Annotated in this window: 20 protein-coding genes; 5 read left to right on the forward strand and 15 right to left on the reverse strand. The window is 27.1% G+C overall.

Going from position 1 to position 21,740, the window contains the following annotated elements; genetic code table 11:
• Positions 1 to 136 precede the first annotated feature (136 nt).
• The 3 genes from I2A75_RS09150 (at position 137) to I2A75_RS09160 (ending at position 3,324) form a co-directional block, all read left to right on the forward strand.
• Positions 137 to 1,432, forward strand: a complete 1,296-nt coding sequence (locus tag I2A75_RS09150; RefSeq protein WP_243242122.1) for a serine hydrolase — start codon at positions 137 to 139, stop codon at positions 1,430 to 1,432.
• A gap of 115 nt (positions 1,433 to 1,547) precedes the next feature.
• Positions 1,548 to 2,303, forward strand: a complete 756-nt coding sequence (locus I2A75_RS09155; RefSeq protein ID WP_195264173.1) for a flavin reductase family protein — start codon at positions 1,548 to 1,550, stop codon at positions 2,301 to 2,303.
• A 154-nt stretch (positions 2,304 to 2,457) separates the two neighbouring features.
• Positions 2,458 to 3,324 carry a 50S ribosomal protein L11 methyltransferase gene (locus I2A75_RS09160; RefSeq protein ID WP_195264174.1) on the forward strand — a complete coding sequence of 289 codons (867 nt, stop codon included), beginning with the start codon at positions 2,458 to 2,460 and terminating at the stop codon, positions 3,322 to 3,324.
• Positions 3,325 to 3,443: 119 nt separating this feature from the next.
• Here I2A75_RS09160 and I2A75_RS09165 read toward each other — a convergent pair whose 3' ends face one another.
• The 5 genes from I2A75_RS09165 to glsA form a co-directional block, all read right to left on the reverse strand.
• Positions 3,444 to 3,770 carry a hypothetical protein gene (locus tag I2A75_RS09165; RefSeq protein WP_195264175.1) on the reverse strand — a complete coding sequence of 109 codons (327 nt, stop codon included), beginning with the start codon at positions 3,768 to 3,770 and terminating at the stop codon, positions 3,444 to 3,446.
• Between the two features lie 231 nt (positions 3,771 to 4,001).
• Positions 4,002 to 4,550: a lytic transglycosylase domain-containing protein gene (locus I2A75_RS09170; protein WP_195264176.1), complete on the reverse strand. Its 549-nt coding sequence runs from the start codon at positions 4,548 to 4,550 to the stop codon at positions 4,002 to 4,004.
• 14 nt (positions 4,551 to 4,564) lie between these two features.
• Positions 4,565 to 5,164, reverse strand: coding sequence for a dephospho-CoA kinase (gene coaE / locus I2A75_RS09175; RefSeq protein WP_195264177.1), 600 nt, complete (start codon positions 5,162 to 5,164; stop codon positions 4,565 to 4,567).
• Between the two features lie 16 nt (positions 5,165 to 5,180).
• Positions 5,181 to 7,793, reverse strand: coding sequence for a DNA polymerase I (gene polA / locus I2A75_RS09180; protein WP_195264178.1), 2,613 nt, complete (start codon positions 7,791 to 7,793; stop codon positions 5,181 to 5,183).
• A gap of 224 nt (positions 7,794 to 8,017) precedes the next feature.
• On the reverse strand, positions 8,018 to 8,935 hold the full coding sequence (gene glsA / locus I2A75_RS09185) for a glutaminase A (RefSeq protein ID WP_195264179.1): 918 nt from the start codon (positions 8,933 to 8,935) through the stop codon (positions 8,018 to 8,020).
• 177 nt (positions 8,936 to 9,112) lie between these two features.
• Between glsA and I2A75_RS09190 the strand changes: the two genes are divergently transcribed.
• The gene (locus I2A75_RS09190; RefSeq protein WP_195264180.1) at positions 9,113 to 10,345 is read left to right on the forward strand and encodes an aminopeptidase; all 1,233 of its coding nucleotides are present in this window, start codon (positions 9,113 to 9,115) and stop codon (positions 10,343 to 10,345) included.
• A 157-nt stretch (positions 10,346 to 10,502) separates the two neighbouring features.
• The gene (locus I2A75_RS09195; protein WP_195264181.1) at positions 10,503 to 11,432 is read left to right on the forward strand and encodes an NAD-dependent epimerase/dehydratase family protein; all 930 of its coding nucleotides are present in this window, start codon (positions 10,503 to 10,505) and stop codon (positions 11,430 to 11,432) included.
• Between the two features lie 172 nt (positions 11,433 to 11,604).
• Here the strand turns inward: I2A75_RS09195 and I2A75_RS09200 are convergent, their stop codons facing one another.
• From I2A75_RS09200 to I2A75_RS09245, 10 genes are all read right to left on the reverse strand, one after another.
• Entirely contained in the window at positions 11,605 to 12,069 is a 465-nt protein-coding gene (locus I2A75_RS09200; RefSeq protein ID WP_195264182.1) for a DUF3284 domain-containing protein, read from the reverse strand.
• 106 nt (positions 12,070 to 12,175) lie between these two features.
• Complete coding sequence (locus I2A75_RS09205) at positions 12,176 to 12,340, reverse strand: small, acid-soluble spore protein, alpha/beta type (protein ID WP_195264183.1); 165 nt, start codon at positions 12,338 to 12,340, stop codon at positions 12,176 to 12,178.
• A gap of 77 nt (positions 12,341 to 12,417) precedes the next feature.
• Positions 12,418 to 13,233, reverse strand: a complete 816-nt coding sequence (locus I2A75_RS09210; RefSeq protein ID WP_195264184.1) for a glycerophosphodiester phosphodiesterase — start codon at positions 13,231 to 13,233, stop codon at positions 12,418 to 12,420.
• A 117-nt stretch (positions 13,234 to 13,350) separates the two neighbouring features.
• Positions 13,351 to 14,568, reverse strand: a complete 1,218-nt coding sequence (locus I2A75_RS09215) for an NADP-dependent isocitrate dehydrogenase (RefSeq protein ID WP_195264185.1) — start codon at positions 14,566 to 14,568, stop codon at positions 13,351 to 13,353.
• 222 nt (positions 14,569 to 14,790) lie between these two features.
• On the reverse strand, positions 14,791 to 15,834 hold the full coding sequence (locus I2A75_RS09220) for a putative sulfate exporter family transporter (RefSeq protein ID WP_195264245.1): 1,044 nt from the start codon (positions 15,832 to 15,834) through the stop codon (positions 14,791 to 14,793).
• A gap of 122 nt (positions 15,835 to 15,956) precedes the next feature.
• Positions 15,957 to 16,838, reverse strand: coding sequence for a LysR family transcriptional regulator (locus tag I2A75_RS09225; RefSeq protein ID WP_195264186.1), 882 nt, complete (start codon positions 16,836 to 16,838; stop codon positions 15,957 to 15,959).
• 59 nt (positions 16,839 to 16,897) lie between these two features.
• On the reverse strand, positions 16,898 to 17,185 hold the full coding sequence (locus I2A75_RS09230) for a hypothetical protein (RefSeq protein ID WP_195264187.1): 288 nt from the start codon (positions 17,183 to 17,185) through the stop codon (positions 16,898 to 16,900).
• Between the two features lie 128 nt (positions 17,186 to 17,313).
• Positions 17,314 to 18,747 (reverse strand): amino acid permease, encoded by a 1,434-nt coding sequence (locus I2A75_RS09235; protein ID WP_195264188.1) that lies wholly within the window; start codon positions 18,745 to 18,747, stop codon positions 17,314 to 17,316.
• 246 nt (positions 18,748 to 18,993) lie between these two features.
• Positions 18,994 to 20,157, reverse strand: a complete 1,164-nt coding sequence (locus tag I2A75_RS09240; protein ID WP_243242123.1) for a hydrolase — start codon at positions 20,155 to 20,157, stop codon at positions 18,994 to 18,996.
• Between the two features lie 163 nt (positions 20,158 to 20,320).
• A complete protein-coding gene (locus I2A75_RS09245) occupies positions 20,321 to 21,637 on the reverse strand; it encodes an NCS2 family permease (protein ID WP_195264189.1) in 1,317 nt (438 codons plus the stop codon).
• Positions 21,638 to 21,740: the final 103 nt, after the last annotated feature.

A 21,740-nucleotide genomic window follows, 5' to 3' on the forward strand; every position in this document is an offset into this window, starting at 1 on the left:
TTTAATTTTTTATATAAGTTACTAAAATACATACTTTTCCAAATTATTGTAATTTATATAATTCGGTTATTTATATTGGTTAACTATATAATTTATTACAACTTATATATATATTAAAATCTTTAGAAATGGGGAGATGAAATTGAAAAAGAAAAATTTACTAAAGTCGCTGGCAGTTGCTCTTTCTATTTCGTTATTAGCTCCTTTTGCTAATAAAGTTAGTGCACAAGAGACAAATATTCAAACTCCAGAAATTATTGGAGAAGCTGCTATAACAATGGACATTAACACAGGTGAAGTTATTTACTCAAAAAATGCTGACTTAAAATTATCACCTGCAAGTACTACTAAACTTATGACTGCTTTACTTTTTGCTGAGAACAAGTCAAAGGCTGAAACATTAACTTTTAGTGATACTGTAGTTAAAGTAACTGAAACATCACTTAATAACTACAAATCAATAAATGCTGGAGATAAAATTTCAGCAGAAGATACTATGAAAGCTGTAATGATATTTTCAGCAAATGATACTGCTTACTTAATGGCAGAATCAGTTGGTGGAACTGTAGATAACTTTGTAAATATGATGAACGATAAAGCAGTAGAATTAGGGCTTAAAAATACTCATTTCGTTAATCCATCAGGTTTAGAAATTGACCCTTTAAATCCTAGCAATACTGAAATAAATCAAACTACAGCATATGACTTAGCTCAAATAGGAATTGCAGCTTTTAAAAACGATTGGGTTAGAGAAACTATGGCTCCTAAAAGCGGTGAAATTAGTGTTAGTCTTTCAGGTACTCCTGTAATAATTGAGTCTAGAAACAAGTTACTTGGCAAAAATGGTAATATAGGTGGTAAAACTGGAACTGAAGAACAAGCTGGACATTGCTTTGTAGGTTTTTATGAAAGAGATGGCAGAGATTTAGTTACTGTAGTTCTAAAATCTGAATACGGTGCAACAGGTCTTAATGTATTTGAGGATACAGAAAAATTAGCTAACTATAGTTACTCAGCACAAAAAGAAATATATAAAAATGCTGGTGATGAAATTGGTACTGTAGATTTAACTTATAAAGCATTCAGATTCTTTGGCCCTGAAAAGCAAATAACAGCACCTATAGTTATTAATCAAAATGTTGAATACTACAAGAATGATTTTAATGATAAAAATGCTACACTTTCTTATGAGGGAGATGTAACAGATGCTTGGAAATTAAGTGGTAATGAAGAAATTAAGCTAACATTTTCTACTCCAGGACATACTGAAGATGTCTTAGGAACAGTTAAACTTTCATCTTTTGAACTTATTAAATCTAATTTACCTCTATATTTATTATCATTACTGATTATTGTTATTATATTAGTTTTAGTATTATTTATAGTAAGAATAATTAATATGAAAAAAAGAAGAAGAAGAAGATATTATTAAAAAAAGGTAGATTTAATTAAATCTACCTTTTTCTAATTTTAAATCTTATTTATATAAATTAGAATAAATATATGCTATAATCCTAAAGAAAATATTTTAAAGGGGAGATTCTATTTTGAATAAAGTTGATTTTAAAGGAAGCGTGGTTTTAAACCCTGTCCCTGTAGTTTTAATTACATCTAGGAATAAATCTGGAAAAGATAATGTTTTTACAGTTGGTTGGACTGGAACAATCTGCACAAAGCCTCCAATGCTTTCTATTTCTATTAGACCTGAAAGACTTTCTTATGAATACATATGTGAAACTATGGAATTCATTGTTAATATGCCTTCTTCTGAAATGGTTAAAGCAGTAGATTACTGTGGAGTTAAGCCTGGTAGAAAATTCGATAAAATTAACGATATGGGATTTACCATGAAAGAAGGAACAAATGTTAATGTTGCCTATATAGACGAATGCCCTGTTACTATAGAATGTAAAGTAAAAGATATTATAAAATTAGGCACGCATGACATGTTTATTGCAGAAGTAGTAGGTTCTCATATAAATAGTACTTTGATAGATGAAAAAGGAAAAATTCATTTTGAAAAAGGTGATTTAATTTCGTATTGTCATGGAGAATACTTTAAACTTCCTCAAAATTCTATTGGTTCTTTTGGCTTCTCTGTTTCAAAAAAAATTAATGATAATAAAAAGAAGAAAGATACTAAAATAAATAATAATACTAAAATAGAAGAAAAATCTAAAAGTAATTTTTCAAGTAAAAATAATATTCCTAAAAACAGTTTAAAATCAAATAGTAAAAAAAATCATAAAAATAAATCAAAAAAAGCAAGTAATTCAATTAAATTCAAAAAGAAAAATAAATAATATCTCAATATATTATCGAATTCATTTTTTGAATTAATTTATATACAAATTTGTTTTAATAAACGCTTATAATTCCAATAGATTCCTTGACTTTAAGTAAAAATCTATCTATACTCAATAATGTTATAATGAATTAGATTTGGGGGATTAAGCCATGTTTATATTAACATATATTATTAAATATGAAGAGCTAGATGAGAAAATTGAAAAATTACAAATTAACGATATCTTCAATGTATTTTATGAAAGTCCTTTAGAAATTACAACTGATGAGTATGGATATGGTTATCTAGAAAAATCAGTTTCTACTATCGATCTTAAAGTTGCTTATGAGCTAGATAAAGATAACTTATCTTCATTTAAAGATACTGTTTCTTCTATTTTAGAAGCAGATTGCATAAATATTGAAGAAGTAAATTATGATTACGAAAATTATAACTTTCCTACGGTACATATAAATGATAATTGGGTTTTAGCTTCCCCTGATGAAGTTATAAGTGATAAAAACATACATAAAATATCCTTTATATCCCAAGGTGCATTTGGTACAGGTTTACATGAAACAACAAGAGATCTTTTAGATATTATTCTAACTAAAATTGATTTACATAATAAATCAGTTCTAGATATAGGTACAGGATCAGGAATTTTATCAGTTGCATCCGCTATCATCGGTGCGTCAAAAGTTACTGCTTTAGATATACGAGATGTGAGAGAAGAAGTTGAATTAAATGCTTCATTAAATGGATTATATAACATTGAAGTTTTAGTTGGCAATGCATTAAATGAAGAAGTCAATATACATGATAAGTATGATTGGATTTATATAAATATAGGTGGAGAAGAAACTGAGTTATTTATGGATTTTATAAAAGAACATTTATTAAATAACGGTAAGCTTCTTGTATCTGGACTTGTGGAATGGAGTTTTGATAAAGTAAAAGCTATAGTAGAAAGTCATGGATTTAAACTTGAAACAAAACATCAAACTAATGAATGGATAACAGCTATATTTAATTAGAAAATTAAATAGTGAAAGAGTTCAGAAAAATCCTTATTGATTTTTAATAAAAAGGTGTTTCGCACAAATTAAATTTTAAGAAGCACCCCTTCTAAACTTTTTCACTATTTTAATATCTTTTAATCACTAATAATTTTTTCAACAACATTATTTATTAAAGGATTTAACCGTCTCTCTATATCAAGAAAATTGTATTCTTGAATTGGAAAAATTGATTCTTCAGCCTTTCTAACATTCTTAAATGGAATTATTATTCCATTTTTCTCCTTATCATTTAAACTAATGACATTCATTTCTACAGGATAAGATAAAGCATTCCAAAAAACATCCAATACAGGCTCTCTATAGTATTCCATTAGCTCTTTTGTCCCTCCTCCATGACCTACAATTCCAACAGGTTTTTTAAATAGAGGAAATCGATAATCTTCATTATTGAATCTTTTCAAAAACGCTAATTGTTCTATTTTCTCAAGTAGTACAATCTTAACCTCTGCATCTTTATCAAATATATAAACAAATCATTCTTTTTTATAGCATTTAATTTATTTATTATATTAATTATACTTAATTTCGGTAAAAAGCACACTTTATTTCATATTTACTATATAAAATATGAATAAAAAAATAAAAATTGGGCCCATTTAATTAAGAAACTCTTTATTAAATAGGCTCAATTTTTATTTTTCATGAAGATATTTATATATATTATAATTTGCTTTAACTTTATCTACATATTTTTTTGTTTCCGGGAATGGTATATAATCTAAATTTTCACCATCTAATGAATATTCTTCATCATTTAGCCACTTATTTACGTTTCCACTTCCTCCGTTATAAGCTGCTAATATCAAATCCAAATTTTCATCAAATTCATTTTCTAAGTTTTTTAAATACCAACAACCCATTTTTATATTTAATTCTGGATCAAAAAGCATAGATGGCATAAAATAATTTATCCCAATTTCTTTAGCCGCCCATTCTCCTGTTGCATCCATAATTTGCATTAATCCCTTGGCATCTCTTTTTGAAACAGCTTCCTTATTAAAATTACTTTCTGTCTTAATAACTGCTAATACAAGATACGGATCTACTTCATATTCCTCACTATACTTATTTACATAATCAGCATATTTGTAAGGAAACACATAGTTCTTCATCACTAATGTTATTCCAATATAAGCAATAAATACTGTAATTAGAATAGTTAATATACGTTTAAACTTCATTACCTTCTCCTTACTTATTTAATTACCTTTAAAAAATCCACTACCTTATCAACTTGATTTTTAGTTTTTAATAAGTCACCATTATTATCAATAATAATGTGTGCATAATCTTTTTTCTTATCTAGAGATATTTGTGCATTTAACCTATTTACAGCTTCATCTCTAGATAATCTATCTCTATTTTTTAATCTCATTATCTGAGTATTATTATCTACCCATACTACAATAATATAGTCCATATAATCATGAAGATTATTTTCTATTAAAGTTGGAGCATCTAGTATCACCATTGATTCTCCGCTTTTTTCATATTTATCTATCTCTGAAAAAATTTCATCTTTTATATATGGAATAATTATTTCTTCGTATTTTTTTCTCTGTTTTGGAAATCTAAATATATGATTTCCAAATTCCCTTCTTCTAAATTCCCCTCTCCAATCGAAAAAACCTGATCCAAATTCTATTTTTATTTTATCTAGAATTTCAGGGTATTTAATAAGGACATCTCTAGATATTGTATCTGCATCTATTATTTTAAATCCTTTTTCAGTAAGCATTTTTGATACAGTGCTTTTACCAGAACCAATTCCTCCTGTTAACCCTATTTTAATCATTTTCAGTTATGCCCCCTTATTTAGCCTCATACCATGTTTTACCTATATTAATATCTACCTCAAGAGGTACCTTCATATCTAAAACTTTTTCCATTTCATCTTTAACTATTTGTTTTACATCTTCAAGTTCATTTTCTTTAACATTTAATATAAGCTCATCATGTACTTGTAAAATCATTTTACTTTTCAGTTCTTTTTCCTTTAATTTATTATAAACATTAACCATCGCTAGCTTAATTATATCAGCTGCACTTCCTTGAATAGGAGCATTCATTGCCAATCTTTCACCTAAAGCTTTTACTATTCTATTAGATGATTTAATTTCTGGTATAAACCTTCTTCTATTTAAAATAGTTAAAACATATCCATTTTCTTTTGCTTCTTGTATTACACTATCTAAATATCCCTTAATATTAGGATATCTATCAAAATAAATCTCCATATATTCAGAAGCTTCTTTTTTAGTTATGTGTAAATCCTGTGAAAGACTAAAATCACTTATTCCATAAACTATTCCAAAATTTACGGCTTTAGCTCTACTTCTCATTAATGATGTAACTTCTTCTACTGGCACTTTAAATACTTCAGATGCAGTTTTTGTATGTATATCACTATGATGCTTAAATGCATCTATCATATTTTCATCATTTGACATATGAGCAAGAACTCTTAATTCTATTTGTGAATAGTCACAAGATAATAGAATATCACCTTCTTCATCAGGTATAAATACTTTCCTTATTTCTCTCCCCATTTCATATTTTATAGGGATATTTTGAAGGTTAGGCTCTGTACTTGATAATCTACCTGTAGTAGTTACTGTTTGATTAAAACTTGAATGTATATGTCCATCACTATCTATAACATTTTTTAATCCTTCCACATAAGTAGAATTAAGCTTTGTTATTTGTCTATAGTAAGTTATCTTTGGTATTATATCATGTTTGTCTTGAAGCTTTTCTAATACCTCAGCATTAGTTGAATAACCTGTTTTTGTTTTCTTAATTACAGGTAAATCTAATTTTTCAAAAAGTATTTTTCCTAATTGCTTTGGTGAGTTTATATTAAATTCCTCTTCTGCTAAGTCAAAAATTTCCTTTTCTGTTCTAGTAATCTCTTCTTTAAACTTTATTGCCAAATCATCTAGCATATTTTTATTTATATTAAATCCTAAAGATTCCATAGAAGAAAGAACAAATATTAATGGATGCTCAACTTCATAATAAAGTTCTTCCATCTTCTCTTCCTGTATTTTCCCCTTTAACAATTCATATATATCTCTTAGTTTAAAGTTTATCTTTCCTTCTAAGATTTCGGCTTCACCTGTAACATCTTCACATAGGTATTCATTTATTAATGTTAATAAATCATATGATGATCTAGCTGAATCTATTAAATAAGCTGCTATAGCAGTATCAAATTCAAATCTATTTATGGATATATTTAGCTTATTCAATACTGTAACTAGCGATTTACCATCATGAATTATTTTATTTAATTCTTCATTTTCCATGATTGTTTTTAAAGCTAAATTAGCTTCATTTTTATTAGTATTATAGATATCCTTAAAATTTATTAAGTACACTTTGTCTTCATTAGATAGATACATTTTATTCAGCTCTATTTCTGAATATTTTGTACTATTTATTACATCATATGTTATATAGCATATCTTATCTAATGATTTTGATAAACTAAGAAAATCTTCTGGATTATCGATAGTAATTAAATTTATAGTTTCTTCAGTTACTTCTAAATCTTTATCTGACTCAGGAAGTTTATCAAACATCGACTTCATTTGAAGCTTAAAGAACAACTTTCTTAAGCCTTCCTTATCATATGATTCTTGACTTTTTATCTCATCTAAATCAAATTCAATAGGTACTTCAGTTATTATTGTTGCTAGCTTTTTACTGAATATAGCTTGTTCTCTATAATTTTCTAAATTTTCTTTTAACTTTTTCCCACTAATATTATCTATATTATTTAATACTTCTTCTACAGAACCATAAGTTTGAATTAATTTATAAGCTGTTTTTTCTCCTACTCCAGGAACTCCTGGTATATTATCTGACTTATCTCCCATAAGACCTTTTACATCTATAAACTGAGTTGGTGTTACTCCAAATTCCTCAACAAATGTTTTATGATCGTACACTGCTGTTTCTGTGACACCTTTTTTTGTTATAACAACATTTATATTATCTGATGCTAACTGTAGTGCATCCCTATCTCCTGTAACTACAAAGACTTCAATATTATTTTTTTCTGCATATTTTGCTAAAGAACCTATTATATCATCAGCTTCAAATCCATCGATTTCATATTTACTTATGGCTAATAAACCTAAAAGATCTTTTACTATAGGAAATTGCTCTGCAAGTTCAGGTGGCATTTTCTTTCTACCTGCCTTGTAGTCTTCATATTCTTTATGTCTAAAAGTTGGGCCCTTTTTATCAAAAGCTGCAACTATATAATCTGGTTTTAACTCTTCCTTCATTTTAAATAACATATTTGTAAACCCATAAACTGCATTTGTATGAATTCCATCACTAGTTGTTAACTCTGGAATAGCATAAAATGCTCTGTTAAGAAGTGAGTTAGAATCTAATATCAATAATCTTTCCATATCTTCCTCCAAATTAAGGCGTTTACTCCTTAAACTTATGTTTATTATAAATTATACTATTTTTATAATAACAAATCATTACATTTTAATTAATATATCTATTTCAAATAGAAATCTACTTTTTAAAATAACTTTATAATATGTATATTCCTTTTACATCATATTTTAAAATTCCTTACATTATAAAATTTCCCAAATCAATACTTATTAATTCATTTAAAATATTAAAAAATACTTAAATCCAATTCTTCTGATAACTCTTTAATCACATGTAATCCTGATATGCTATTTCCTTTTTCATCTAATGATGGTCCATAGATACCTATTCCATATTTTCTTGGAACGGTAGCAAGGATTCCTCCGCCAACCCCTGATTTTGCTGGGATTCCAACATGAACTGCAAACTCACCAGATGCATCATACATTCCACAAGTAACCATAATAGTTTTTACTATTCTACATACCTCTCTTGACATTACTCTTTCATTATTCCAAGGAGTAACTCCATCATTAGCAAGTACTGACCCAAACCTAGCTAAATCCCTTGCAGATACTTCTATTGAACATTGCTTAAAGTACAAATCTAGTATTTCTTCTACGTCACCATCTAAAATACCACTACTCTTCATAAAATATGCCAAAGCTCTATTCCTATTTCCTGTCTCCTTTTCTGATAAATATACTCTTTCATTTACTGATATACTTTCATTATTTGTAACAAGTCTTATAAAATCTAAAATTTTTTGAAACTTTTCATCGACATCTTTTCCATCTATTAATGATGTTGTAACTATAGCTCCAGCATTTATCATTGGATTATAAGGTCTTCCTGTATCTCTAACCTCAAGGTTTACTATTGAATTAAATCCCATTCCAGTTGGCTCTACATTAACTTTTTTAAAGACATTATATCTTCCGTTATCTTTAAGAGCTAAAATTAATGTAACAACTTTTGATATGCTTTGAATAGTAAATTTCTTATCACATTCTCCTGAATAATATTCTTTTCCATTTAAATCAACTATACATATTCCTAAATCATCAGGATTTGCTTCTAGCAGCGCTGGAATATATGATGCAAGTTTGCCATCCTTACCATATTTTCTATTTTTATCAACTAATGTATCTAATAAATTAAACAATTTTATCACCTCATAATATCTTCAGTTTTATGTTGTATTCCTTAATTACTAAGCATTTCTATTATATTAATAATTCCTACTATACACAAGTGGATTTATACTTCTATATTTTTAACTAGACTATTTTACAATATTATGTAAAAATAAATAATATAAATTATAATTTGAGGTGATTTCATGGATATGAAAAATATGTTATTAAAGTATGCAACACTTGCTGTGAAAAAAGGTGTTAATTTGCAAAAAGATCAAGTTTTGCTTGTTAGTTCACCAGTAGAATGCATAGATTTTGCAAGAGCTATTGCAGAAGTTGCTTACAAAGAAGGTGCCAAAGAAGTTGTTGTTCATTATGGAGATCAAAAATTACAAAGACTTAAACTTGAATATGCATCAATGAATACATTAAAAGAAGTACCAAATTGGGTAGCTGAATCATATAACTCATATGCTAGAGAAGGATGTGCTGTAATTTCAATTTCAGCTTCAGACCCTGATGCTTATAAAGATATTCCTATGGAAAAAATATCAACATTCCAAAAGCATCGTCAATTGGCTTTAAAAGAATACTATGATTATTCAATGTCAAACAAGATACGTTGGACTGTTGTATCTGTTCCAACTGAAGCATGGGCATTAAAAATCTTTAAGGACTCTACTTCTGAAGAAGCTGTATCAAAACTATGGGATGTAATATTTGATGTAGTTAGATTAAATAACGATGATCCAATTAAAGCTTGGGAAGAACATAACAACAATATAGATAAAAAATTAGAATTTTTAAATTCCACTAAGCTTCAGAAACTCCATTATAAAAATTCTAAAGGTACTGATTTAACTATAGAACTACCTGAAGATCATATTTGGCTTGGTGGCTCAGAAAAATGTAATTCTGGAATAGAATTTAATGCTAATATGCCAACTGAAGAAGTTTTTACTCTTCCTAAAAAACATGGAATTAACGGAACTGTTACTTCATCAAAACCTTTAAGCTATGGAGGAAACCTAATCAATAATTTCTCCCTAACATTTAAAGATGGAAAAGTTATTGATTTTACCGCTGAAGAAGGGTATGAATCATTAAAAGAATTATTAGCTAGTGATGAAGGAGCTAGTTATTTAGGAGAAGTAGCATTAGTTCCTTTTGATTCACCTATTTCAAATTCTAACCTAATTTTTTATAACACATTATTTGATGAAAATGCAGCTTGCCATCTAGCTTTTGGTAAAGCTTATCCAACTTGTATAATTAATGGAGAAAATTTAAGCAATGATGAACTTGCTGCTAAAGGTGCAAATGATTCAATAATTCATGTTGATTTTATGATTGGAACAGATGATTTAGACATAACAGGATATACTTCTGATAACACTAAAGTTAAAATATTTACTTCAGGAAACTGGGCATTTTAATCACTCTTAATATTTCAAAATCTTCAATCATATATTAGTACATATTGAAGTATTTTACTTCTTATATATTAATTACTTAAATTTGTTTATACTATGAAAATTATGTATATACTATGTTAATGAGAGGGGTTTTGTTATGTTATTAAAGGAGGAAAAAATGATTAAAATTTTATTATTAGGTGGAAGTGAATTTGTTTCAGAATCTCTTGCAACCTATTTAATTAGTCGTGGCTACGATATTGATATTTTAACTAGAGGTCTAAGAAAAATAAATTATTCAGGATACAAAAATCATATTATCTGTGATAGAAGAAATAAGGAAGCTTTAAAAAATGCTTTAAATAATAAAAAATATGATGTAATATTTGATATATCTGCTTACTCAAAGGATGATGTTGAAATTCTATTTTCATATATTAATCCCTCTTCTTTAAAAAGATATATTTTCTGCTCATCTGCAGCAGTATATATCCCAAGTGCTGAAAATATTAAAGAAGATGCTAATAAAGGAGAAAATTCTACTTGGGGTAGTTATGGATATAATAAATTACAAGCTGAATATTATATAAATGAATTAATAAAAAATAATGGATTACATGCAACAATATTTAGACCTACTTATATTTATGGTGAAGGAAATAACTTATATAGAGAATGTTTTTTCTTTGATAAAATAAAAAATGATGAGGTTATATTAGTTCCGGAAGATGATGTTAAGGTTCAATTTATCCACATCCAAGATTTAGTTAAAGCATTTGAATGTGCAATATATAATGATAACGATAATAGAGCATATAATTTAACTAGCCCTGATTTATATTCTTGGGATGAAGTGATTAAATCTTGTGCATCTATTTTAAATAAAGATGCCAAAATCAAAAAAGTTCCTTTATCTAATTCAGAAGTTAGAAGTTACTTCCCTTTTAGAAGCACTAACTTTAATTTAAATATAATGGACCTTAGGGAAAATGGATTTCATTTACCAGTTATATATTTAAAAGAAGGATTAGAAATGTCATATAAATGGTATGTTGACAAAAAGCCTTTTTACAAAGATTATAAGCTAGTAAAAGCATTAAATAAATAAAAAAATTCGTCTTAAAACTATAATTTACTAGTTAATTTAAATATTTTTAAACAAAGAGCACCTAATAAGATACATTTATTCTTATCAGGTGCTCTTTGCTTATTATAACATATTCAATTTCTATATAAAGAACGCTATTTTTATAACCAATTATTTATTAGATGGTTAATTTTTATTCTATTTCGCTTTTAGAACTATTATTTCCTCCATCTCTTCTTTCTAATTCTTGTTCTAATACTGCCTTTATTCCTTGCATCTTAGCTTTTAATTTTTTCTTTGCATTAAATTTTTGAAATAATAACGTTAATGATGATGTAAATCCCATCATTTCTTGTGTTTCACTTAATAATATCTCTGTAGAATTTGAATCTATTTCTTTAAATTCATATTTTGAAATATATTTATCATTGCTTATTGAATTTGTTACCTCATATAGCTTATTTTTTTCATATCCAGTTATACGAGTTTCCATTTCAATTTTTTGTTTTCCTACTTGTTTTATTACCTTTTTATAACTTACTTCTGTTGGATTTTTATCATTAAACTTTGGCATTTCTTTTTTATTTAAATCAATAAAAACTTTAAATACTCTTTCTATTGGGTAATCTATTTTTATACCTACATTATAATTACTCATTTATAATCCCCCTATATAACTTATAATCATAATAATATTATTACATCTTTTTGAGTAAATTGCTATAAAAAATAAAAGGATTACATCCTTTTATTTTTTATAGTTATTAATTCTTCTCTTCAGATCTTGGTTTATTTTTACCAAGCTTTCTAGATTCCTTAGAATATCCAACTTCATCAGCAGTTTCCATCTTCATTTTTTTTAGTTCTGTTTTAGTTTTTTGCCCTGCTTTTTTATTTTTTTTAGAATTTTTATTGTTTTTATGTGCCATATAAAAACACCTCCTACCTCATATATATTTTCAAGATATTTAGGTATTTTTATTCTAAATAATGACTTATTTTTTTATTATTCTTCGTATATTATATTATCACAATTTTCTTTTATTTTTTCTAAATCAGTTGTTGCTTTTACAGTCCATCCTAATATAGGAACATTTCTTTTACGTTGAAATTTAACTACAGCTTTTGGCAAATAATCAACTTCATATGCTATAAAAGCTGGTTTACTTTCGAAATTTAAAAGTAAATTTCTCAATGCAAACTTTTTGTATCCAGGCAAATCAGAATCATCAAAAGATCCTGCTAATTGTCCCCTAGGTATTTCTGGAGCATTCTTTTTAAACCAGGATAAAACAAATGGATTAAAGGCTTGAACAGCTACATCTCCATTATAATCCTTTATTATACTATAAACTTCACTTTCAAGGATTCCAACTTTATCCTCATTTTTTATTTCAATAAGTAATGGAACTTTTCCATCTATAAGTTCTAAAACTTCATTTAAAGTAGGTATATATTCATTGGTATTTAAGAGTTTTAAATCTAAAATATCTATATAGTCTAATTCATTTAAATTTTTATTTGATCCCGTCATTCTCTCTAAATTATAATCATGAAACACAACAACTTTGTTGTCTTTAGTTAACTGAACATCTAATTCTATAGCGACATTTTCATCAATAGAATTTTTAAATGCTTTTAAAGAATTTTCAGGTATTTCATTATTATTATGTAGACCTCTATGAGATATTTTAATATTCTTAATCCATTCTAAACTTCCATCTTCTATGGGAGTTGCTTTAGTTAATAAAAACATACTTATTAAACATATTAATACTATTCCTAAAACAATAGATGAAATTATAATTATTTTTTTCTTCATAAATCTTCTCCTAATATTCAATTTTAAAACCATTAATTGCCATAATAAAATTATATCACTTAATTTTCTAAAAAACAGTAGCTGTCTAAAAATTTAGACAGCTTATACTACTATTCTTTATTTATTTTTATAAAACTCTTCTAATCTAATTCTTATTTGCTTTATAAAATCATAAGAATTAGTTACTGTAATATCTTCTAAATCTGATAAAAGAGCCAAATCTTTTGTCATATATCCTTCATTAATTGTCTTTATAGATACTTCTTCTAATTTATTTGCAAATTCTACTAATTCATTTAAATTATCTAGTTCTCCTCTTTTTCTTAATGCACCTGACCAAGCAAATATTGTTGCTATAGAATTAGTAGATGTTTCTTTTCCTGCTAGATGATTGTAATAATGTCTTTGCACAGTTCCATGAGCTGCTTCATATTCATAATATCCTTCTGGTGAAACTAGTACTGAAGTCATCATTGCAAGAGACCCAAAAGCAGTTGCCACCATATCACTCATAACATCACCATCATAGTTTTTGCATGCCCATATGTATCCTCCCTTTGATTTTATAACTCTTGCTATTGCATCATCAATTAATGTATAGAAATACTCTATATTAAGCTCATTAAACTTCTCTTTATATTCTTTATCAAATATATCTTGAAATATATCTTTAAAGGTATGATCGTATTTCTTGGAAATAGTATCCTTTGATGCAAACCATAAATCTTGCTTTGTATCAACTGCAAAGTTAAAACAACTTCTAGCAAAACTTTCTATAGATTTATTTAAATTATGCATTCCTAAAACTACCCCATCACCCTCAAAGTTATGGATAAGCTCTCTTACCTCTTCTCCAGATTCATTAGTAAAAACTAATTCTACTTTTCCCTTCTCTTCAATCTTCATTTCTATATCCCTATATACGTCTCCATAAGCATGTCTTGCTATAGTAATAGGTTCTTTCCATGTTCTCACATAAGGTTTTATAGAATCAATTATTATGGGTGCTCTAAAAACTGTACCATCTAAAATAGCTCTTATAGTTCCATTAGGGCTTTTCCACATTTCCTTTAAATTATATTCTTTGACCCTTGCTGCATTAGGCGTAATTGTAGCACATTTTACTCCTACACCATACTTTTTTATTGCTTCTGCTGCATCTACAGTAATACTATCATTAGTCTTATTTCTATACTCTAATCCTAAATCATAGTACTCTGTTTTTAAATCAATAAATGGATTTAACAATTCATCTTTTATAATGCCCCATAGAATCCTCGTCATTTCATCTCCATCCATTTCAACTAATGGTGTTATCATCTTTATTTTACTCATGTTTAGCCCCCCAATATTTAATTTTTAATAAGCTAATTATACATTATAAGTTTATTTTTTACAATTAAGTTTATTATTGTGTCTATTTACATAGAATATTTACTATGTTTAATAATAAATGATAACTTAAATAATTTAAGGTTATTTATAATAAATAAAAAATCTGATACTAAAATATTTATAATTTTAGTATCAGATTATTATTTTATTTAATATTTATTTCTAGAAGAAAATGGCTATTAATATTATAGCAAATATTATTTGACTGACTCCTACTGCTCCTCCATATAACATTGCTTTTGGCCCTTCTTTTATTAAATCATTTATTTTAACTCTCATTCCTATTCCTGCTAATGCTATAATTTCAAAATTACTACTAATCCATTTAAACATAGAAGATATAAACTGTGGTACAACACCTATAGTATATAATATACAAATTATAAAGAAACCATTTATGAACCATGGAATATTAATTTTTCTCTTTTTAGCTACATTACTACTATCCTTTTTTTCTTCCTTACTAACTTTAATTTCTGATTCTTCATTACCAGAAGATTCTTTAGATAAATCTATTTTTTCAAAAACTAATACAATTGCAACTAATAATATTATTCTTATAATTTTAAATACCGTTGCTAATTTTACAACATCATCTGAAACAAATTTCGCTGAACCTATTACTTGCCCTACTGATTGTAATATTCCCCCCATCATAGCTGATGTTTGAAGTGTTTCATTATTATATAATGCCGCAGTTATAAATGGTAGTAAAATCATTAAAATAGTTCCTATAACATTTACTATTGTTATAGATATTACTTTATCAGAATCATCAGCATCTATAACTGGTGCTGTTGCACCTATTGCAGATGAACCACAAACTGCATTTCCTGATGACATAAGCAAACAATATTTTCTATTAAATTTAAGTTTTCTTCCTATCCAATATGTTATTATAATTGTTAATGTCATTTGTAAAATAACAAAAATAAGTCCATTAAAGCCAAGACCTAATATCTCACCTAGATTTAAATTCGCACCCATAAGAACTATAGAATAATTTAAAAGATCTTTTTCTGCAAATTTAGTACCATTATCATATTTATTTCCTTTAAATATTGTATTTCCTACTATTATACCTATAAATATAGCAAAACTTGCAGCTCCTACTGTAGAAAATTTTTTCCCTAATACTTCTGAAATAACACCTATAATTAAGCAAATTATAAGTCCAGGTAATATGCTTTTTACTTTTTTCACTATGTACTCACCTCAAAATCTATAAATTTTATATATCTTTGTTACGACCTTATTATAGATGTTATTTACTTAAAGGTAAAATATTATTACTTTATTATTATAATAACTATTTACTTATATATCCTTTATCTTTTATCTCTTATATATTCTATAAACATATTAATATTATTAGATATAAATTTATCTTTATGCATTATTAAATATAAATCTCTCTCAATTTTCCCTTCTTCAAGTCTAAAATAAAATAATTTTCCTGCATTAACTTGCTCCTCTATCACTCTATATGAAACACATCCTACTCCAAGATTTGCCTCAACAGTTCTTTTTATAGCTTCCGTATTACCTAACTCTAAAAAAGTATTAAATTTTATTTTATTCTTTTTAAAAAATAATTCTGTGTGTTCTCTTGTTCCACTTCCTACTTCTCTCATAATTAATTTTTGATCTTCTAACATTTTTCCTGATACTATTTGTAAATTTTTTAATTCATTTTCATCTCCACAAATAAATACTAATTCATCCTTCCATTCAACTTCTCTTATTATTTCTTCTGAATGGATTTCACCTTCAACAAATGCAAGATCTATTTTATTTTCTAAAATTAAATTTTCAATATTTTTTGTATTTTCAATAATTAAAGATATTTCAATATCCCTAAACTTACTAGAAAAATCCTTAATTATATAAGGAAGTATATATGTTCCAATCGTTGTACTTGCTCCAATAATAATCTTACCTTTTTTATTATCTGTAAATTCTCTTAAACTTTTAAACCCTTCATCATATAAATTTAAAATTCTTCTTGTATAATTTAAAAAAACCTCTCCTTCATGAGTTAAAAATAATTTTTTACCTATTCTATCAAACAGCTTTACACCAAGCTCTGCTTCCAATTCATTTATGCTTTGACTAATTGAAGGTTGACTTATATACATTTCCTTTGCTACTTTTGTCATATTTAAGTGTTTAGCAGTTTCATAAAATATCTTAAGTTTCCTAAAATTCATGGTTTAAACCCCTTTCTCATAAATAGAAGAACTCAGCAATTGCTGAGTTCCATAATAAATTATTTATTTAAATCTTCATATTCTACATCAATTACTTCTCCAACAGAATCATCAACACGATTTGAATAATCATTATTTAAGTTTGATTTAGTCTCGTAGCTATAACTATTATTGGTTGATTTCTTCCTCCTTTTACTATCAAAGTATCCTTTTATCTTAAATACTATATATAAAACTATTATAAAAGGTAATATCCATACCAAAAGTTGGATAGCTAAAGCTGAAACCAATCCAATTATTAAAACTCCGCCTACTAAGTACAATCCTGTTTTTAATCCACTACTCATAATAAACCTACCTCTTTATTTTATATTGTTAGTTTTCGCTACAATAAAGGTATTATACCATAAGAAAAAAACTTTTTCAATAAGAGATATTTCTTATTTCTTTAAAAGGTTTATTATAACTCTTATTATTATTTTGATGTATTTTTATCTTTCTTTGCAATTTTAGGTAAAATAGCTCCTAAACCTAATAATACAAGTATTGTTATTACAGTAAGAGAAATTTGGAACCACCATTCACCTGAATATGTTTCAACTCCTTTTGGGAATATACCCATTACACAGGCAAATGCTGTAAATATAAAGCACCAAATTCCAAATCCTAAAGCTACTTTATTATTTCTTACAAATTTATAATCTGAATTAAACTTATCTGAAAGCTTTTTAAGCATTATAAACGCTAAGAATACCCATAAATATCTTAATGGCATTACTACTGAATTAAGTTTTAATAACCAATCGAATAATGCATTCATATCACCAATACCTAATGCTGGAACCATAATTAATATACCAACTAATATAGCAGTCATAGCATATCCATTTATAGGAGCACCGTATTTATTAGTCTTAGTTAATTTTCTTGGTATATAGTTTTCATCAGCATCTCCAATTAAAACCTTAAGTGGTGCATCTATTGAAAATACTAATGCTGATATTTGTGCAAGCATATTTGCTATTGCATAAACTATTAAAAATAAATTTCCTAATCCATAATATTCACCTAACATCTTAAATGCATAGTATTGACCATTCATCAATAAATCCTTTGGGATATTGTTGGAATCAAACATCATTGCCATAGCCATTGATCCAAGTAAAGCTGAAACAGCAACCATAGCAGCTAGTACTATCATCCCTCTTGGAAATTCCTTACTAGGTTTACTCATATTATTTACATATGGAGATATTTTTTCAGCGCCTCCAACTGCAAAAACTAGCATTGATAATGTTGTAAAGTATGTAAAGTCAAAATTAGGTATAATTGATTCCCATGTTATATTTGTTGTAGCTATTTCTACTCCTCTTATAGCAGGTGCTGCTACCATTAATAATATGTATAGCATAGACATTACAAAAACTGAAGTACCTGCAATAGTACCAATTTTCTTTAGAGATGTAATACCTCTAGATGCTACCCATAAAAATGCTAAAAATACTACAAGTGTTAAACTTTGTGCTACAAGCGTATTCATATTGCTTATAAAAGTTCCATCTTGTTTTACAGCCCATCCAAGTGCTATTAAAACAGCCTGAGGCTTTTGAGCTAAGTAAGGTACATGTACTACCCAATAAGTCCACCCAGCAAAATATGCTAAAGTTGGTCCCATAGTTTGTCTAATCCATGTGCTTACTCCTCCTTTTCCATCTTTAAAAGTTGAACCTAATTCACCAACCATTAAAGCATAAGGAACAAAATATAAACCAATTATTAATATCCATGATACAACTACAGTTAAGCCTTGATTTGCAAAGTTATTTACCACATTTCCAAATCCCCAAACTGATACAAATGCCATTAATGCTAAGTTGTACCACCTAATCTTTTTAGCGTCTTCTCCCATAACGCGCCTCCTTAAACTTTCGGGTATTAATAAAAATATTAATCCATAATCATTTTACCAACAGCAATATATTCCTACAATAAAAAATATTTTATTCATCTAGATTTTTTTATTATATTAGCATTTTTTTAATATTTTATTGATAATATTAAACATTTTATTATCCATTTATAATATATTATTACAATTCCCTAAAAATTCTTATCATATTACAAAATGTAAAAGTCTTATTAAATATTTTATATTTTATTCCAATTCAAACCATCTATTTATAACATTTACTGTCTCTTCACTTGGATAATACATCTTATCGCCTTCTTTGTTACCTACTGCAAAAAGTGAAAAACCTAAAAACCATGGTTCTGCCTCATAAATTCTTCTGTATGCTTCAAAACCATTTGCTTGTTCTTGCATATTTATTTCTTTTGAAAGATATGGATTCCATGGCTCAACTGTTGCTTTAGTAGTTTTAGGAAATCCTAGTTCTCCAAAGAAAATTGGTTTATTCCACTTATCATAAAAATTTTCAACCTGTTCCTTAATTTCTTGTTTTCTATTGTATCTTTGAGATGAAATCAGTGCTTTTTCAATATTATCAACAGTGTTTATATCGTTATCAGTTAGCTCAAAATATGAAGCAATAGATATAAAGTCCACCTTTGAAAATATCTTATTATTTAATTTCTCATTATATTTTTTATTTAACTCATCCACTTGATTTTTTGTAACTTCATCATCCCAATTAGCTGTTGTCCAAAAGCTTGTCCTATAAGTAATTAATCCTTTATAATACTCTCTTGTAAAATCAATCATATCGCAAAATTCATTTTCCATTCCTTCTAGATTTGTAAACCCTGTAGCAATATTTATTGCATCAACTCTATAAGGAATAGCTATTTCATCTATTATAGGCTTTAATACATTTTGCTTCCAATTTAAAAAGAAGCTTTCTTTATCCGAAGGATTGTAATCAGTTTCATATTTACTCCCATTTGCAATCCATGGATAGGGCTCTAATATTACATTTATCTTTTTTCCTTTAAGCTCTTTTAAAATTAACTTCGCTCTTTCCAAACTATTGCCATCTACATCCATAGTACTTGAATCTATATCATCTATATTTATAACAATTGGTAAATTTATTGTGTTTAATTCTAGAGTTTCAATATCATTCATTGCTTGTTCTACTGTATAATCTGTTGAAAGGTTAGCTGATTTAATTTTTTCACTAAATTCATTATTTAATATCTTCCCTTCTCTTTTATTTAGAAAATTATTTATCATACCTCTAGTTGTATAGTTAATTGCATATAAATAATATCCTGATATAATAAGCATAATAATTACCCCTGCAATTATCCTAACTTTTAAATCCTCAGTTCTTTCTTTTTTAGCATCATTATTCTCCATAATTATCTCCCATACTATCTATTCAATTTAAGCATTATCTAATATACCATTTTTTTATTTATTTTACAATTTTTATTATTTAAATTGTAACTAATAAAAGCTTAGGAATAAATTTAAATATTCCTAAGCTTTTTCTTAAATTCTATATAATTATAATGTAAATTTATATTAAAAATTTTAGAACAAATATTATTCCTACTACTATAGTTGGTATAGTAATATCCTTATATTTTCCAGTAAATACTTTAAGTATTATGTAAGATAAAACACCAAATACCATCCCATCTGAAATACTATAAGCTAATGGCATCATTATGATAGTTAAAAATGCTGGTAAAGCTTCTGTCCAATCTTCTAAATCTATTTCTTTTATTGGCTCTAGCATAAATAACCCTACTAAAACTAATGCACAACATGTTACTGCTGGCGTAATTACTCCAAATAATGGTGCAAAGAATAATGCTAATATAAACATAATTGCCGTTGAAACTGCTGTTAATCCAGTTCTTCCGCCTTCAGCAACTCCTGATGCACTTTCAACAAATGTGCTTACAGTACTAGTTCCTAGACAAGCTCCTAATGTTGTTCCAACTGCATCTGAAAGAAGTGCTTTTTTAATATTTGGAACTTTACCATTACTATCTAACATTTTTGCTTTTGTAGCAACTCCAACTAATGTTCCAATTGTATCAAACATATCCATAAATAATAATGTAAATAAAACTATTAACATGTCTAAAGAAAATATGTTATTCCATTCAAATTTCATAAATACAGAACTAATTGAAGGTGGTGCACTTATAATTGCATCAGGTATGTTTGTAATTCCCATTGGAATTCCTATAATTGCTGTTATTATCATACCTAAAAATAAAGCACCCTTTACGTTTTTAGCCATTAATATCCCAGTTATAACTATACCAATAACTGCTAATAAAGCTGGCCCCTTTGTTATATCTCCAAGTGAAACTAATGTCCCTTCACCTTTAACAATAACACCTGCTCCTTCTAAACCTATAAGCGCAATAAATATGCCTATACCTACTGAAATTGCTTTTTTAATATTTGCCGGTATAGAGTCTACTATAGCTTCACGAACATTAAACACAGTAAGTAAAATGAATATTATACCTTCTAAGAATGCAGCTGTTAAAGCAAATTGGAATGAATATCCCATTCCTATTACAATTGTAAATGCAAAGAAAGCATTTAATCCCATACCTGGTGCCTGAGCAAATGGAAGCTTAGCATATAATCCCATGATTAAAGTTGATATAACAGCTGCTAATGCTGTTGCTGTGAATACAGCTCCACTATCCATTCCAGCTTGTGAAAGAATAGAAGGATTAACAATTAATATATACGCCATTGTCATAAACGTAGTTATTCCTGCCAACATTTCTCTTTTTATATTAGATCCACTTTCTGTTATCCCAAAATATCTATCGATAATTTGATTAGCTTTTGATTCTTTTTTCATTTTATCCCTCTTTCGTATTATTTTATAAATCCATGAACTATAATACACCATTTCAAAATAAAATCCAAGTATTAAACGAATATTTTTTATTTATTTATAATTA

Origin of the sequence: Clostridium sp. 1001275B_160808_H3 (assembly GCF_015550425.1) — a bacterium.
Taxonomy (GTDB): Bacteria; Bacillota; Clostridia; order Clostridiales; family Clostridiaceae; genus Clostridium.